The organism is Streptomyces sp. WY228 (assembly GCF_019287315.1).
Lineage (GTDB): Bacteria > Actinomycetota > Actinomycetes > Streptomycetales > Streptomycetaceae > Streptomyces > Streptomyces caviscabies.
This window is the reverse complement of the sequence record NZ_CP079114.1, coordinates 5,324,147-5,338,231: the sequence shown is the minus strand read 5'-3', so window position 1 is coordinate 5,338,231 and position 14,085 is coordinate 5,324,147. Positions and strand designations below refer to the sequence as shown.

Annotated in this window: 16 protein-coding genes; 11 read left to right on the top strand and 5 right to left on the bottom strand. The window is 70.7% G+C overall.

Annotated features, from left to right (window positions below; translation table 11 throughout):
- Positions 1-232: 232 nt before the first annotated feature.
- Positions 233-1,408, top strand: a complete 1,176-nt coding sequence (locus tag KV381_RS23500; protein WP_218786148.1) for a glycosyltransferase — start codon at positions 233-235, stop codon at positions 1,406-1,408.
- 500 nt (positions 1,409-1,908) lie between these two features.
- Positions 1,909-2,433 (top strand): hypothetical protein, encoded by a 525-nt coding sequence (locus KV381_RS23495; RefSeq protein WP_030084575.1) that lies wholly within the window; start codon positions 1,909-1,911, stop codon positions 2,431-2,433.
- 195 nt (positions 2,434-2,628) lie between these two features.
- Here the strand turns inward: KV381_RS23495 and KV381_RS23490 are convergent, their stop codons facing one another.
- From KV381_RS23490 to KV381_RS23470, 5 genes are all read right to left on the bottom strand, one after another.
- Positions 2,629-2,937: a transcriptional regulator gene (locus KV381_RS23490; protein ID WP_030084573.1), complete on the bottom strand. Its 309-nt coding sequence runs from the start codon at positions 2,935-2,937 to the stop codon at positions 2,629-2,631.
- Positions 2,937-3,347 (bottom strand): hypothetical protein, encoded by a 411-nt coding sequence (locus KV381_RS23485; protein ID WP_218786146.1) that lies wholly within the window; start codon positions 3,345-3,347, stop codon positions 2,937-2,939. Before KV381_RS23485 ends, KV381_RS23490 begins: the two co-directional genes overlap by 1 nt.
- Positions 3,348-3,539: 192 nt before the next feature.
- On the bottom strand, positions 3,540-4,118 hold the full coding sequence (locus KV381_RS23480; RefSeq protein ID WP_030084569.1) for a hypothetical protein: 579 nt from the start codon (positions 4,116-4,118) through the stop codon (positions 3,540-3,542).
- A gap of 116 nt (positions 4,119-4,234) precedes the next feature.
- Positions 4,235-5,053, bottom strand: a complete 819-nt coding sequence (locus tag KV381_RS23475; protein ID WP_030630639.1) for a DUF4328 domain-containing protein — start codon at positions 5,051-5,053, stop codon at positions 4,235-4,237.
- Between the two features lie 159 nt (positions 5,054-5,212).
- Complete coding sequence (locus KV381_RS23470; protein ID WP_086778213.1) at positions 5,213-6,823, bottom strand: family 20 glycosylhydrolase; 1,611 nt, start codon at positions 6,821-6,823, stop codon at positions 5,213-5,215.
- A gap of 441 nt (positions 6,824-7,264) precedes the next feature.
- Here KV381_RS23470 and KV381_RS23465 point away from each other — a divergent pair, with 441 nt between their 5' ends.
- The 9 genes from KV381_RS23465 to KV381_RS23425 all read left to right on the top strand — a co-directional run bounded on the left by KV381_RS23465 (position 7,265) and on the right by KV381_RS23425 (position 14,078).
- Complete coding sequence (locus tag KV381_RS23465; RefSeq protein WP_032790712.1) at positions 7,265-7,813, top strand: 2-oxo-4-hydroxy-4-carboxy-5-ureidoimidazoline decarboxylase; 549 nt, start codon at positions 7,265-7,267, stop codon at positions 7,811-7,813.
- 201 nt (positions 7,814-8,014) lie between these two features.
- Positions 8,015-8,395 (top strand): succinate dehydrogenase, cytochrome b556 subunit, encoded by a 381-nt coding sequence (sdhC, locus tag KV381_RS23460; protein ID WP_073740310.1) that lies wholly within the window; start codon positions 8,015-8,017, stop codon positions 8,393-8,395.
- A gap of 5 nt (positions 8,396-8,400) precedes the next feature.
- Positions 8,401-8,883: a succinate dehydrogenase hydrophobic membrane anchor subunit gene (locus KV381_RS23455; protein WP_030084561.1), complete on the top strand. Its 483-nt coding sequence runs from the start codon at positions 8,401-8,403 to the stop codon at positions 8,881-8,883.
- A 29-nt stretch (positions 8,884-8,912) separates the two neighbouring features.
- The gene (sdhA, locus tag KV381_RS23450) at positions 8,913-10,667 is read left to right on the top strand and encodes a succinate dehydrogenase flavoprotein subunit (protein ID WP_030084560.1); all 1,755 of its coding nucleotides are present in this window, start codon (positions 8,913-8,915) and stop codon (positions 10,665-10,667) included.
- Positions 10,667-11,434, top strand: coding sequence for a succinate dehydrogenase iron-sulfur subunit (locus KV381_RS23445; RefSeq protein ID WP_030084559.1), 768 nt, complete (start codon positions 10,667-10,669; stop codon positions 11,432-11,434). The genes sdhA and KV381_RS23445 overlap by 1 nt, the downstream gene beginning before the upstream one ends.
- A 142-nt stretch (positions 11,435-11,576) precedes the next feature.
- Positions 11,577-12,176, top strand: a complete 600-nt coding sequence (locus KV381_RS23440; protein ID WP_030084557.1) for a hypothetical protein — start codon at positions 11,577-11,579, stop codon at positions 12,174-12,176.
- 14 nt (positions 12,177-12,190) lie between these two features.
- Positions 12,191-13,039 carry a hypothetical protein gene (locus KV381_RS23435; protein ID WP_218787364.1) on the top strand — a complete coding sequence of 283 codons (849 nt, stop codon included), beginning with the start codon at positions 12,191-12,193 and terminating at the stop codon, positions 13,037-13,039.
- Between the two features lie 125 nt (positions 13,040-13,164).
- Entirely contained in the window at positions 13,165-13,599 is a 435-nt protein-coding gene (locus tag KV381_RS23430) for a hypothetical protein (RefSeq protein ID WP_030084553.1), read from the top strand.
- Positions 13,572-14,078, top strand: coding sequence for a thiol-disulfide oxidoreductase DCC family protein (locus KV381_RS23425; protein WP_373461080.1), 507 nt, complete (start codon positions 13,572-13,574; stop codon positions 14,076-14,078). Before KV381_RS23430 ends, KV381_RS23425 begins: the two co-directional genes overlap by 28 nt.
- Positions 14,079-14,085 lie beyond the last annotated feature (7 nt).

The window sequence follows — 14,085 nt, the reverse complement described above, 5'->3', positions numbered from 1 at the left end:
CGGTGTGACAGAAAACGCAGTCATGGCGCTGAGATGAGTACGGGGTCGTGCTGCGACCCCGTGGAAGACGGCCGGGGCCTCTCCTGTGGGGGGTGGCGGCCCCGGTCGTCGCTCCTCTTCGCCCTGTGCCCCGACCAGGGCTGCCCTGCGTGCAGACCCCTGTGCGATCGACGGCGTGACCAACACCGCACGGATTCCGCCCGGCCGACCGGAGCTCCTTAAACTGCGCCGGGTGAATACCGCGTCTCGACCCGCCTCCGCCTTCCGCCTGATCGTGACGGGAGGCGGCACCGGCGGCCACACGTACCCCGCTCTCACCGCGATCCGCACCTTGCAGGCACGTCTGGCGGCTTCCGGCCGCACCCTCGACGTCCTGTGGATCGGCACGGCGGAGGGCCTGGAGGCCCGGGTCACGAGCGCAGAGGGCATCCCGTTCACCACCGTGGCCACGGGGAAGGTCCGGCGTCACGCGAACCCGCTGAAGATGGTGTCGCCCGCCAACGTCCGGGACATGGCACGTGTGCCGCTCGGGGTCGCCCAGGCGCGCAGCGCCGTCTCCGCCTTCCGGCCGGACGTCGTCCTCGCCACGGGCGGTTACGTAGCCGTGCCGGCCGGGCTCGCCGCGCGGATGTGCCGGGTCCCGCTGGTCCTGCACGAACAGACCGTCCGCCTCGGCCTCGCCAACCGCAAGCTCGCCGGCTCGGCCACGCGGATCGCCGTGTCCTCGGAGTCGACCCTGCCGCTTCTGCCGGAGAGCGTGCGGTCGGCGGCGGTGGTCACCGGAAACCCCGTACGACCCGAGGTCCTGACCGGCCACCTGGACAAGGCCGTGACCGCGCTCGGCCTCCACAGCTTCGACCGGCGGCTGCCGACCGTATACGTCACCGGCGGAGCGCAGGGCTCCCAGCAGATCAACGACGTGGTCGGCGGCGAACTGCCGTGGCTGCTGGAGCGCGCCAACGTGGTGCACCAGTGCGGCCCGGCCCACCAGGAGGCGCTGTCCGCGCGCGCCGCAGGGCTTCCGGCACCCCTCGCCGCCCGGTACCACCTCACCCCGTTCGTCGGACCGGAGCTGCCCGACGTCCTGGCCTTGGCCGATCTGGTGATCTCCCGCAGCGGCGCGGGCACCCTGGCCGAGCTGACCGCCCTCGGCAAGCCCGCCGTATTCATCCCGCTCGCCACGGCGGCCGGGAACGAGCAGGCCCACAACGCCCGCCATCTGGAGGAGTCCGGGGCAGCGGTCGCCCTCCTCGGCGAGATCTCCGGCGGCCGTCTGCGCGAGGCGGTCGGCCCGCTCCTGGACGATCCGGAGCGCCGGGGCGCGATGGCAGCGGCAGCCGGGGCACATGGGCGCCCGGACGCTGCGGAGAGGCTCGTGGACGTGATCCTGTCCGCGGCGTCCCGGTAGCCGCGGAGCCCGCAGTGGCTCCGCGGTCCGCCCCCGACCCCAGGGCCGGGCCCCGGCCGGAGAGCGGCGGTTCACACCGCCTTTCGCCGCCCGTGCGCTGTCGGCGAGCTCCTGGACCGCAGCTATACAGCGTCCTTGACAGTCATTTGAATTACGCGGACGACAACTCCCCCCGAGCGGGAGACAATTGCGCATTCGAAAGACGGCCCGATCGGAACAGTGAGTTCAGGCGACGGGCGTGAAGCCTCGGACGTTCCACAAACGGCCCGTGAGAGGCCTCACTTTACGGTGAATTGAACTGTCACCAGTTGGGCGTTAACGTCTTTCACGCCCAACCGGACTGGTCCAGGCCATTTCGGAAATATGACGATGCACGGGGGGAGGCCGGCGATGCCATCAGGTTTCGCAGGCCACGACAGCATCACCGGGCCTCACCTCGTGCGCATACAACGCACTAAGGACTGTACGTGAACCGCAGCGCAATGCGCTTTCGCACGACTGTGATTTCCACCGTGGTGGCCGGTGCTGTCACCTTCACCGGTATCGGCACCGCGCACGCGGCCGAGGCGTCCGGGGCCCGGGACAACGGCGCCGGGGCCCAGAACACCGGTGTCGGCAGCGAGCCCACCGCCGAGCAGGTCGACGAGCTGGCCCGCTATCTGCAGGCCCTCGACAACGGCGACGTCCTGGATTCCCAGGGCGTGTTCGACTACGACAAGACCCGCGCCGAGTTCGGCGTCGAGTTCGCCGACGCGATCCAGGCCAAGCTCAGCGGCGACATTCCCGTCGGCGCCTACGGCAGCTACACCTCGTGCCTGCTCAAGGGCGTCGGTCTCGGCGGCCTGGGCGGCGCCACGGCGGCCATCACCGCCAAGCTGAAGAAGAAGCACTTCACGGACGCGGCCAAGCTGATCATCAAGGAGGCCGCCAAGCGCGGCATCAAGGTGGGCGTCAAGGGCGGCGTCGCGGGGCTCGCCGCCTCGCTGGGGACGTACGCCGTGTGGTGCGCCACCCCGTGGGCCTGAGCCGCACGGTGAGCTAGTCGTCTGATCCGGCGTCGGCGAAGGGGGTGCGACCGTGGGGTCGCGCCCCCTTTTCTTCTCCGGTCACCCATTCTCCGGTCACCTTTTCTCCCGTCACCTATTCTCCGGCGCCTTTCTCCGGCGCCCTTTCTGCGACGCCCTTTCTGCGGCACTGGGGCCGTCAGCCTCCGGAGGCCGTCAGCCTTCGCCGACCAGGGCCCGCAGGTGCGTGAGGTACTCCTCGAAGCGCTCCCGCCCTTCGTCGGACAGGCGTACGAAGGTGCGGACACGGCGTCCCTCGCCGCGCAGCTTGGCCAGCTCCACCACGCCCGCTTCCTCCAGGACCCGCAGCTGCCGTGAGAGCTCCGGCGAATCCAGTTCGAGGGCTTCGCACAGATCGGCGAAGGACGCGTTGTGCACGCGCCGCAGGGTGCCCAGCACGGCCAGGCGGACCGGCGAGTGCATCAGAGTGGTCAGAGCCTGCCGGTGGTGCCCGTCCTCGCCCATCAGGCCCTCCACCGCGACACCAGGTAGCCCAGCAGGACCAGCGCGGAAGCCGCGGCCGGGACCACGATGCCGATGGTGGAGTCCGGGGTGTCCCACAGAACGTTGCCCGCCGGGAGGCCCAGCAGGAAACCGGCCGCAATCCCGGCGCCGCTCTCCAGCCGGGTGTGCGGACGGCGCAGCGCGCGCTCGCGGTGGTAGTAGTTCCAGCCGACCACCACGGCCAGCGCCGCCAGACACACCGGGATGCCGAGCGCGAGCGGCACCCGCTGTTCGGCGGCCACCCACAGGGCGCCGAACAGGGCGGCCGCCGACACCACTCCCCCCACGCGTTCGCCTGTCGTGGCAGGCCGGTTGAGGGCGGGTGCGCCCTCGGCGGCGGCGAGCTGGTCGGCTGCGGTCTGCGGGTCCATCACGGAAATCCCCCCAGGTCGTGCGGATCTTTCAGTTGCGATACTCGCACTCACTTGGCAAAACAGCAAGTAATGGGCAGGAGAGGACCCGACCCCAGCGCCCGCGCCGCCCGAGCACCCGGGACCCGGGACGTCATCCCGTCCGGTGACCAGCGCCCAGCCAGGGGCTCACCCCTGGGCTCACCCCCGAGTTCACCCCCGCCCGCGGGCCCTCCGCGACATCACCGCGCGCAGCACCCGGCGGCCCTCCGTGGACAGGTCCAGCGCCTTGCGGAGGCCGGCGCCGCTGCCTGCCGTGCCGGTGGTCTCCGCGAGGATCTCCAGGATGCGGACCTGCCGCTCCAGCTCCCCCGCGACCAGCGGGCCCACGGCGGCCGGTTCGCCGCTGCGGGCCGTCTTGAGCAGGTGGTCCCCGTCCGGCGGTACGTCCTTGTCCGGGGCGTCGAACCGGCCGTGGACCCTCAGCGCGACCAGCGAACAGGCGTCGGCCCACTCCCGCAGCGGTACGGGGGTGAAGTCGGAGGGGGCGGCGCCGAGCATCGACCGTACGAGCGCGGCCGGGCCGTCGGGGACCGGCGCGTGCTCCATCTCCGTCCGTACCGCCGCGAGCCGGATGGCCCAATCCTGTCCGTCTCCGCAGCTCGCCCAGAGCGGGCGCAGAGGCTCCGCGTCCGGTCCCGCGAGCAGCGGCAGGCAGCGGTCCAGGCAGGCCACGGCGGAGGCGGCCAGGGCGCGCTCGTCGGCTCGTTCGATCAGTTCCAACAGACTCATCGACGTCTCCCTCGGTCTATCGGATACTGCGCCGAATGGCTGAAAATCGTCACTTCGGAGCCATCGTCGGCACGGAGCGGCCTTCGGTCGGGCAGCCGTCTATCGCGCGGCGGCCGTCACCGGTGGGCGCCCGGGACCACCGTGGCGGGAAGCACGCCGAGCGCGGCGCGTTCGACCTGCATCCGGGTCACCGTGCGGACGAAGAGGATCGCGAGCACCGCGGCGACGACGTCCAGCGCGTCGGAGGCCGCCACCAGGCCCGCCGCCCGCACGATCTCCGCCGGCTCCCCGGCCCGCTCCCACAGGCGCCCGGTGACGCGGGAGGCCAGGAGCGTCGCGACCCACGCGGCCCACCAGAGGTTGAGCGGGGTGCGGGGGACCGTGCGCCAGGCGCCGTCCGCGCGGGTCTGCGCGGACGCCTCCCAGACGCCGCTCGCCACCCGGTACGGGAACCAGAAGTTGGCGACCGGGACGAACCAGCCGCCCACCGCCCAGCCGGGGCCCATCCGCTGCACCCCGGCGTCGAAGACCTCGGCGTTCCGGCGGGTCCGGTGGAACCAGACGATGAAGACGACGCCGGTGGCCACGAGCGCCGCGCCCTGGGCGAGGGCCGCGATGCCGTACAGCCGCTCGGCCGTCTCGCCGTCGCCGCCGTAGACGTCCAGGGCGCCCTCCGTCGCCAGCCGGTCCCAGAGAGCGCGCACGCGCAGTCCGGTGCCGATGGCGAACAGGTCGGCGGCGATGGCCACGCCGAGCAGCGCCGTCACCGCGTGGGACAGGCCGACGGGTGAACGCGGCCAGGTGCCGACGCCCCAGCCCCCGGGTCCGGCGGCCGGGGGCTGGGGCGTCGGCAGCGGGGGCCGGGTGCCCGAGCAGAAGGTGCACAGGCCGTCGTCGGTCACGGCCGTTCTGATACGGCAACGGGTGCAGAGCATGAAGAAGTCCCCCCAGGACGCGGTGTCGGTGCACGGCCGCGCGTCCCTCCCCAGGAGCGCGCGGCCGACGGTGCGCAGGCCGGCGACTGCCGGGCTGTCCGCCTCGCATCCTCGCAGGTGGGTGAGGGTGGGGACAGCCCTTTCAGCGGCGGCTCACGGTCACCCGGCGCTGCCGGTCCGCTTCGCCAGCTCCTGGAACTGCGCCCAGCTCAGCGCGGGCTTGCGCGGGTCCCACAGCTTCTGCGAGGTCGCCACCAACGGCATCCTGATGCCGTTCGCCACCTGCTGGGTGGTCTGCGCGTTCGGCAGGTCGCCCCAGACCGCGAACCGGCCGCCGAGGATCTGCTTCGAGTAGCGGTCGGCGACGGGCTCCGTGCCGCGCAGGACCATCGGGGTCCACTGCTCGTAGATCCGCTCGCCGGTCGGGTAGACGAACGCGTTGGGCTCGCCGAGCACGTAGTAGAGGAACTCGTCGTTGAGGTTCAGCATCTTGTAGCCCTCGGCGAGGTACTCCTGCGGCGGGCGGGCGCCGATCTCCTTGCCGGTCCAGTACTCGATCTCGATGTTCTCGTCGGCCTTGACCTTCGTGCCCCGGAACAGACCGTCGTTCCAGGCCTTCGCGGTCCGGCCCTTGGGGACGACGACGTCCGCGCGGTCGTTCAGCCAGCTGGTGGCCAGGTCCTCGATGGTGGCGTCCGCGCCGTGCCGCTCCTCGGCGGCCCGCTGGAGCTGGGGGTAGGAGGCGGCCGGGTTCCGGACGGTCAGCGCCTGGTACTCGTCCGCGCCGAGGTGCCAGAAGCGGCCCGGGAACAGCTCGGTGTACTCCTCCAGGAGTTCGTCGATGAGCTTGGCCGCGGCCGGCTTGGAGATGTCGATGGACCCCTTCGACACGACGCCCGCGGTGTTGCGGAGCTGGAGGTCGGGGTGGGCGGCCAGCACCGCGCCGAGGTGTCCGGGCGAGTCGATCTCGGGGACGACCTCGATGTGCCGGCTGTTGGCGAGGCCGACGATGCGGCGGACCTCGTCCTGGGTGAGGGCCTCGTCGGAGACCACCTCGGGGTGGGACTTCGACTCGATCCGGAAGGCCTGGTCGTCGGAGAAGTGCAGGCCGAGCTGGTTGAGCTTGAGGTCGCCCATCTCGCGTATGCGGTCCTCTATCCACTCCGCGCTGTAGTGCTTGCGCGCGATGTCGAGGTTGAGCCCGCGCTGCGGCCGGTCCGGCCGGTCGTTGACGACGCCCTCGGGGAACGTGCCGTCCGCCTTGAGCGACTGTTTGAGCGTACGGGTGCCGTAGAAGACGCCCGATTCGTCGGGTGCGGTGATCTTCACCTTCGCGTCCCGCACGGTGAGCGTGTACGACTCGGCGGGGCCCGCGTCCTTGGCGCCGAGCGCCAGCTCGACGTCCCCGGTCCGCGCCGGTTCGGCGCCCCGGTAGCGGATCTTCAGCTCCTTGGCGAGCAGCTCCGCCTCGTCGGCGAGCACCTGGCTGCCCTTGGCGATGACGACCGTGCTGTCCTTGCCCGGCTGCCAGCCCGGCCCGCGCGCCGCCGTGTGCTCGCGGACCGCGGGGATCACACTCGGCGTGCTGGACATCGGGTAGCTGCGGGAGGGCGATGGGGCGGCGGCCTCGGCGGAGGTGCCGGAGGGCGACGCCGTGTCGCCGGACGGTCCGCTGCCGGACCCCTCCGGCCAGACGACGACGGTGAGGACGACGGCGGCTGCGGCCGTGACAGCCGCGCCGGTGACAAGGGCACCACGCGAGGGCGACATCGGGCAGATTCCTCCGTTGAGGGGGCAGGGACGGGTGAAACGGGTGAAGAGGGTGCAAGGTTGGCATTTTTGCCGTGGCCTCGCCCATCGAGGGCTCCGGGGGATCGGACAGGACCCCGGCCGATGCAGGTCAGACGTCCATCACACGTTCCGAAACCCTCCCGTTCGGGTGATTTTTCTCCGGTCCTTCGGACGGCCGCCGACCGGTCTCGCTAGCGTTGCGACACATTCGTCTCTCCCTTCACTCCCTCCCCGCGGAACCTGAAGACGCTCCGGCCGGTCTTTCAGGAACGGAGGGCCCTTTTCGGGGCCACAGGGTCATAGATGTCGTCGATGTCATGGATGTCGTCGCATGGATACGAGGAGTCCCCGCTGTCCAGGTCCAGCGAGTCCCCCGCCGGCCTGCCGAAGCGATCCACGCCCCCGGCCGGCCGGTCGGCCGTGCCCGTGCAGCCGCGCCACCCGGTTCCGGCCGACGGCCCGGAGGCGCCGCACACCGGCGGGCCACCGGATGATCATGCCGTCGGTCTGGCCCATTTCAACAGCCTCCCCTTCGCCGCCGCCGAGGCGGCCTTCCTGGAGTGCTGCGGAAGTCTCCGCTGGGCCCACCGGATGGCCGCCCACCGCCCCTACCCGGATCTCGGCTCCCTACTGGCCGCCTCCGACGAAGCGGGCTACGACCTCGCGCCCCGGGACATCGCGGAGGCCCTGGCCTCGGAACCGGCCCCCTGCCTGCACCACGACGCCCCGCGCGCCGCCCATCTGGCGCTGCGGGCCGCGCACGCGGCGTACGAGAGCAGGTTCGGCCACGCCTTCGTGATCTGCCTGGACGCCTACCAGCCCTCCCAGCACGTGGACCAGGTGCTGGCCGGGATCCGGGTCCGGCTGGCGCACGACCCGGACGAGGAGCGGGCGGTGACCGCCGAGGAGCTGCGACGACTCGCCCGGAGCCGGATCGTCGAGCTGGTGACCCCGGACCTCGGACGATAGCGCCCGGGGGTCCCGTGGACCGGGACACCCTCTAGCCCGTACGTGCCCCTTTGATTGCCACTTTGATCACACCAGAGGCCCCGGCGCGAACGAACCGACAATGCGTCGCTACGATGGCCGGGGCCGGTGGACCGTACCCGGCCGGGTCAGACCGACAGTCAAGCCGGCCGACCCCAATCCCCGCTCCCGGAGGGTTCTTCCGTGCCGGCTGGAACGCTGTACCGCGGCCGGGAAGGCATGTGGTCCTGGGTGGCTCATCGAGTCACCGGTGTCCTCATTTTCTTCTTCCTGTTCGTACATGTCCTGGACACCGCTCTCGTCCGCGTCTCCCCCGAGGCCTACGACGATGTCGTGGCCACGTACAAGACGCCGATCGTCGCGCTCCTCGAATACGGCCTCGTGGCCGCGATTCTCTTCCACGCGCTGAACGGTCTCCGGATCATCGCCGTGGACTTCTGGGCCAAGGGCCCGCGACTCCAGAAGCAGATGCTCTGGACCGTGGTGGGCATCTGGATCGTGCTGATGGTCGGGGCCCTGTACCCCGTCCTCGGTCACGCCGTACGCGACGTCTTCGGGAGCTGAGGCCCATGTCCAGCGAGACTTCTTCCGCAGCCGCGATCGGCGACGTCGAGGGCGTGAGCCTGTTCGACGTCGACCACCCGGCCCCGGTGATCGAGGCGCCGCGCAAGCGCACGGCCAAGACGCCCAAGGGTTCGCGCACCAACTTCGAGATGTACGCCTGGCTCTTCATGCGCCTGTCGGGCATCGTCCTGACCGTCCTCGTCATCGGCCACCTGCTGATCCAGCTGGTGCTCGACGGCGGCGTCTCCAAGATCGGCTTCGCCTTCGTGGCGGGCCGCTGGGCCTCGCCGTTCTGGCAGGTCTGGGACCTGACGATGCTGTGGCTCGCCATGCTCCACGGCGCCAACGGCCTCCGTACGGTCATCAACGACTACGCCGAACGGGACAACACCCGCTTCTGGCTGAAGATGCTCCTGTACACCGCCACGGTGTTCACCGTCCTGCTGGGCACGCTGGTGATCTTCACCTTCGACCCGAACATTCGCTAGGCGCCGGGACAGAGGGACCAGAGGAAACCATGCAGATCCACAAGTACGACACCGTCATCGTCGGCGCCGGCGGCGCCGGCATGCGCGCGGCCATCGAGTCGACCAAGCGCAGCCGTACCGCCGTGCTGACGAAGCTCTACCCCACCCGCTCCCACACGGGCGCCGCGCAGGGCGGCATGGCCGCCGCGCTGGCCAACGTGGAGGAGGACAACTGGGAGTGGCACACCTTCGACACGATCAAGGGCGGCGACTACCTGGTCGACCAGGACGCCGCCGAGATCCTCGCGAAGGAGGCCATCGACGCCGTCCTCGACCTGGAGAAGATGGGCCTGCCGTTCGGCCGCACGCCCGAGGGCAGGATCGACCAGCGCCGCTTCGGTGGTCACACCCGTAGCCACGGCGAGGCCCCGGTCCGTCGTGCCTGCTACTCGGGCGACCGCACCGGCCACATGATCCTCCAGACGCTGTACCAGAACTGCGTCAAGGAGGGCGTGGAGTTCTTCAACGAGTTCTACGTCCTGGACCAGCTGATCACCGAGGTCGACGGGGTCAAGAAGTCCGCCGGCGTCGTCGCGTACGAGCTGGCGACCGGCGAGATCCACGTCTTCCAGGCGAAGTCGGTCATCTACGCCTCCGGCGGCACCGGCAAGTTCTTCAAGGTGACGTCGAACGCCCACACCCTGACCGGTGACGGCCAGGCCGCCTGCTACCGGCGCGGTCTGCCGCTGGAGGACATGGAGTTCTTCCAGTTCCACCCGACGGGCATCTGGCGCATGGGCATCCTGCTGACGGAGGGCGCCCGCGGTGAGGGCGGCATCCTCCGCAACAAGGACGGCGAGCGCTTCATGGAGAAGTACGCGCCCGTCATGAAGGACCTCGCGTCCCGTGACGTCGTGTCCCGCTCCATCTACACGGAGATCCGTGAGGGCCGCGGCTGCGGTCCCGCCGGTGACCACGTCTACCTGGACCTCACCCACCTGCCGCCGGAGCAGCTGGACGCCAAGCTCCCGGACATCACCGAGTTCGCGCGGACGTACCTCGGCATCGAGCCCTACACGGACCCGATCCCGATCCAGCCGACCGCGCACTACGCCATGGGCGGCATCCCGACCAACGTCGAGGGCGAGGTGCTGGCCGACAACACCACCGTCGTCCCGGGCCTGTACGCCGCCGGCGAGGTCGCCTGTGTCTCGGTGCACGGCGCCAACCGCCTCGGCACCAACTCGCTGCTCGACATCAACGTCTTCGGCAAGCGCTCGGGCATCGCCGCCGCCGAGTACTCCGTGAAGAACGACTTCGTCGAGCTTCCCGAGAACCCGGCCCAGCTGGTCCAGGACCAGGTCGAGCGGCTGCGCAACTCGACGGGCACCGAGCGGGTCGTCGACCTGCGCACGGAGCTGCAGGAGTGCATGGACGCCAACGTGATGGTGTTCCGCACCGAGCAGACCATCAAGACGGCGGTCGAGAAGATCGCCGAGCTGCGCGAGCGGTACCTCAACGTGTCGATCCAGGACAAGGGCAAGCGGTTCAACACCGACCTGCTGGAGGCCATCGAGCTGGGCAACCTGCTCGACCTGGCCGAGGTCATGGCGACCTCCGCGCTCGCCCGCAAGGAGTCCCGCGGCGGTCACTACCGCGAGGACTACCCCAACCGCGACGACGTCAACTTCATGCGCCACACCATGGCGTACCGCGAGGTCGCGGATGACGGTTCCGCGTCGATCCGGCTCGACTACAAGCCGGTCGTCACGACCCGCTACCAGCCGATGGAGCGTAAGTACTGATGGCTACCCCCACCCTGGACAAGACCGACAACGCCGAGGCCGGCTTCGCCGACTCGCCGTTCATCACGGCCACGTTCCGGATCCGCCGCTTCAACCCCGAGGTGTCGGACGAGGTCCAGTGGCAGGACTTCCAGATCGAGATCGACCCGAAGGAGCGTGTCCTCGACGCCCTTCACAAGATCAAGTGGGAGCTCGACGGAACCCTGACGTTCCGCCGTTCCTGCGCCCACGGCATCTGTGGTTCCGACGCGATGCGGATCAACGGCAAGAACAGGCTCGCCTGCAAGACGCTGATCAAGGACATCAACCCGGACAAGCCGATCATGGTGGAGGCCATCAAGGGCCTCACGGTCCTCAAGGACCTCGTGGTCGACATGGACCCGTTCTTCCAGGCGTACCACGACGTCATGCCCTTCCTCATCACCAAGGGGAACGAGCCGACCCGCGAGCGTCTGCAGTCGCCCGAGGACCGCGAGCGGTTCGACGACACCACCAAGTGCATCCTGTGCGCCGCTTGCACGTCCTCGTGCCCGGTGTTCTGGAACGACGGCCAGTACTTCGGCCCGGCGGCGATCGTCAACGCGCACCGCTTCATCTTCGACTCGCGCGACGAGGCCGGCGAGCAGCGTCTGGAGATCCTCAACGACCGTGACGGCGTGTGGCGTTGCCGCACCACGTTCAACTGCACGGACGCCTGCCCGCGTGGCATCGAGGTCACCAAGGCGATCCAGGAGGTGAAGCGCGCGCTCATCACGCGTCGCTTCTGACCCGCTCGTAGCACCTGTTACGTCGACAGGCCCCGTTCCCGCAGCCTCACCGCCGCCGGGAGCGGGGCCTGTTGCTGCGCCCGGGACGCGTGGGCGGTACGGTTCAGCGGAGCTGAAGACCGAAAGAGAAACGGGGATCGCCGTGAGCGAGCCGAATCCGTACGCGGACGACGCGTACAAGTGGGGCCCGCCCCAGCAGCCGGGCCACCAGCCGACCGTCGCCGACGGTCAGGCGTACGGCTATCCGGCGCCGGGCGCCACGCCCGCGTACGGCTATCCGCAGCAGCTGCCGGAGTCCGCGGCCCAGCCCGGCCCCGGTTACGGGTACCCCAACGCGGCGCAGCCGACGATGCCCGGCCAGTACCTCCCGGTGCCGCAGGGCGTGCCCGGCCAGGGCGGCGTGCCGGTGCTGGCGATCGGCGACATCACCGTGATGAGCGACGCGATCGTCACCCCGTCCGGCTCGATGCCGCTCAAGGGCGCGGTCTGGACGGCCACGGACATGTCGCGCACCGAGGAGAAGATCCCGACGCACGCGGTCGTGCTGGCGATCATCTTCGCGCTGTTCTGCCTGATCGGGCTGCTGTTCCTGCTGATGAAGGAGAAGCGGACCACCGGCTTCATCCAGGTCACGGTCACCAGCGGCGGCCGGCACCACTCCACGATGATCCCGGCCGTCGGCCCCTACACCTTCCCCGCGGTGATGGGCCAGCTCAACCAGGCCCGTTCCATGAGCGCCTGAGTCACGCGTCGCCGATGGCACGGTTCGAGCACACGGTCCGTGTGGCCGCCCTGGACCGCGACTGGTTCGAGGAGGCCGCCGGACACGTGGTGGACCTCTTCGAGGCCTCCCGCGAGCAGGGCGGTGCCCTCCTGCTGCCCGACGGGCGCCCGGTCCACGGCCTCCGGCTGCTGAAGGGGCGTCATCTGCAACCGGGGGCGGAGTACGGGGAGTCACCGGATCCTGAGAAGGACGGGGCGGGCTCCCCGGAGACCGCCGTCCTGCGTGAGTGGCGGCCCTCCCGCGCCGTCGAGGTGGAGAGCCTCGTGGCGGAGGAGGGCATGTCCATGCGGGTACGGATACGGCTGCGCGAGCCCCGGACGCCCAGGGCCCTGGAGCTGTCCCTCGACGGGCACAACCCGAAGGGCGGTTCGCTGTACCGCTTCTCGGGGCGCGGCAAGGCCGACCTGCACGCCTGGTGGGCGGCGCTGGACCGGCCCGCCGCGGCTCCCCCGGCCGCCCGGGCCCCGGTCGTCGGCAAGGCCGTGCACCGGCTGGCCAAGGCCCGTCTGACGGTCACCCCGCGCCCGGCGGAGGACGGTTCCTGGCAGGTCCGTGCGGTGCTGGGCGTGCGCGGGCGGTGGCTGCTGCGGCCGGTGGGCGCGATGGCGCTGTTCTTCGCCCGGGGCCCGGTGGCGCGGGGCTTCCGCGAGGCGGTGGAGAGCGCGGCCGAGGAGTGGAACACGGCGCTCGCGGAGCTGACGCCGCTGCACGGCGAGGCGTTGCGCGCGGAGATCGCGGACGCGCTGACGGAGCCGCCCGAGCGGCCGGAGCGCGCGGAGCGGCCCGAGCGGCCCGGGCCGGAAGAGCCCAAGGTTCTCTGACCCACTCCCTGGAGACCCCTGTAGTCCTCTGTAGACCTCCGCAGACCCCTTCTTGAACATGTTCAAGAAGGGGTCTACAGTCATGCCCGAAAGCATTTTTGAACGCGTTCAAGGGAGGGTGGGGCATGGACCTCACTGTTGTCGCGTACGTCATCTACCTGCTGATCACCGTGGCGCTCACCATCTGGGTCGCCCGTACGCTCAGCCGCAACGGGCGGATCTTCCTCGCCGATGTGCTGCACGGGAACGAGAAGCTCGCCGACGCCGTCAACCACCTGCTGGTGGTCGGCTTCTACCTGGTCAACCTCGGGTTCGTCACGCTCTATCTGAAGAACGCCGACGGGGTGGCCGACGCCCGCGAGCTGTTCGAGGCCCTCTCGGTGAAGGTGGGCGTGGTCCTGCTGGTCCTCGGCGTCATGCACCTGGGCAATGTGTGGGTGCTCAGCCGGATCCGCCGCCGCGGCGCCCTGGAGCGCGAGCAGACGCCGCCCGTGCCGCCGCAGGGCTGGACGCCTCCGGCCGGCCAGGGCCCGTGGGCCGCGCCCACGCCCGGACGGTGAGTCCGGTGACCGGGTCGCCGCCCGCCCCCGTACGGCCCGGGGAAGGCTCCGTACCGCCCGGGCCCGCCCCCGTACGACGGCTCACCGTGCTCTACGACGCGCAGTGCCCGCTCTGCGTCCATCTGCGGCACTGGCTCCAGCGGCAGCGGCAGCTCGTCCCGCTGGATCTCGTACCGGCCGGATCGGCCGAGGCCCGGCGGCGGTTCCCGGGGCTGGACCACGCGGCGACGCTGGCGGAGATCACCGTGGTCGGCGACCTGGGGCAGGTCTACCGGGAGGCCGCCGCCTGGATCGTCTGTCTGTGGGCGCTCGCCAAGTACCGCTCCAGGGCCCACTGGCTGACCACCCCGGCGGGCCGGCCCTTCGCCCGGGGCACCGTGCTGGCCGCCGCCCGCTACCGCGCCAGGGCGCTGCCGCCCTGCGCCCCCGGGGCCCGTGAGTGCGCCGCCCCGCCCGGCGGACCGTGGGGCCCCCGTTAACCTTGGG

Excerpts from the sequence above, each read along its gene's own strand:
- KV381_RS23475 (WP_030630639.1), bottom strand. The coding sequence starts at position 5,053 with ATGCTCTGCACCCGTTGCCGTATCAGAACGGCCGTGACCGACGACGGC.
- KV381_RS23430 (WP_030084553.1), top strand. The coding sequence starts at position 13,165 with ATGGACCTCACTGTTGTCGCGTACGTCATCTACCTGCTGATCACCGTG.
- KV381_RS23485 (WP_218786146.1), bottom strand. The coding sequence starts at position 3,347 with ATGGACCCGCAGACCGCAGCCGACCAGCTCGCCGCCGCCGAGGGCGCA.
- sdhA (WP_030084560.1), top strand. The coding sequence starts at position 8,913 with ATGCAGATCCACAAGTACGACACCGTCATCGTCGGCGCCGGCGGCGCC.
- KV381_RS23435 (WP_218787364.1), top strand. The coding sequence starts at position 12,191 with ATGGCACGGTTCGAGCACACGGTCCGTGTGGCCGCCCTGGACCGCGAC.
- KV381_RS23455 (WP_030084561.1), top strand. The coding sequence starts at position 8,401 with ATGTCCAGCGAGACTTCTTCCGCAGCCGCGATCGGCGACGTCGAGGGC.
- KV381_RS23480 (WP_030084569.1), bottom strand. The coding sequence starts at position 4,118 with ATGAGTCTGTTGGAACTGATCGAACGAGCCGACGAGCGCGCCCTGGCC.
- KV381_RS23490 (WP_030084573.1), bottom strand. The coding sequence starts at position 2,937 with ATGGGCGAGGACGGGCACCACCGGCAGGCTCTGACCACTCTGATGCAC.
- KV381_RS23445 (WP_030084559.1), top strand. The coding sequence starts at position 10,667 with ATGGCTACCCCCACCCTGGACAAGACCGACAACGCCGAGGCCGGCTTC.
- KV381_RS23470 (WP_086778213.1), bottom strand. The coding sequence starts at position 6,823 with ATGTCGCCCTCGCGTGGTGCCCTTGTCACCGGCGCGGCTGTCACGGCC.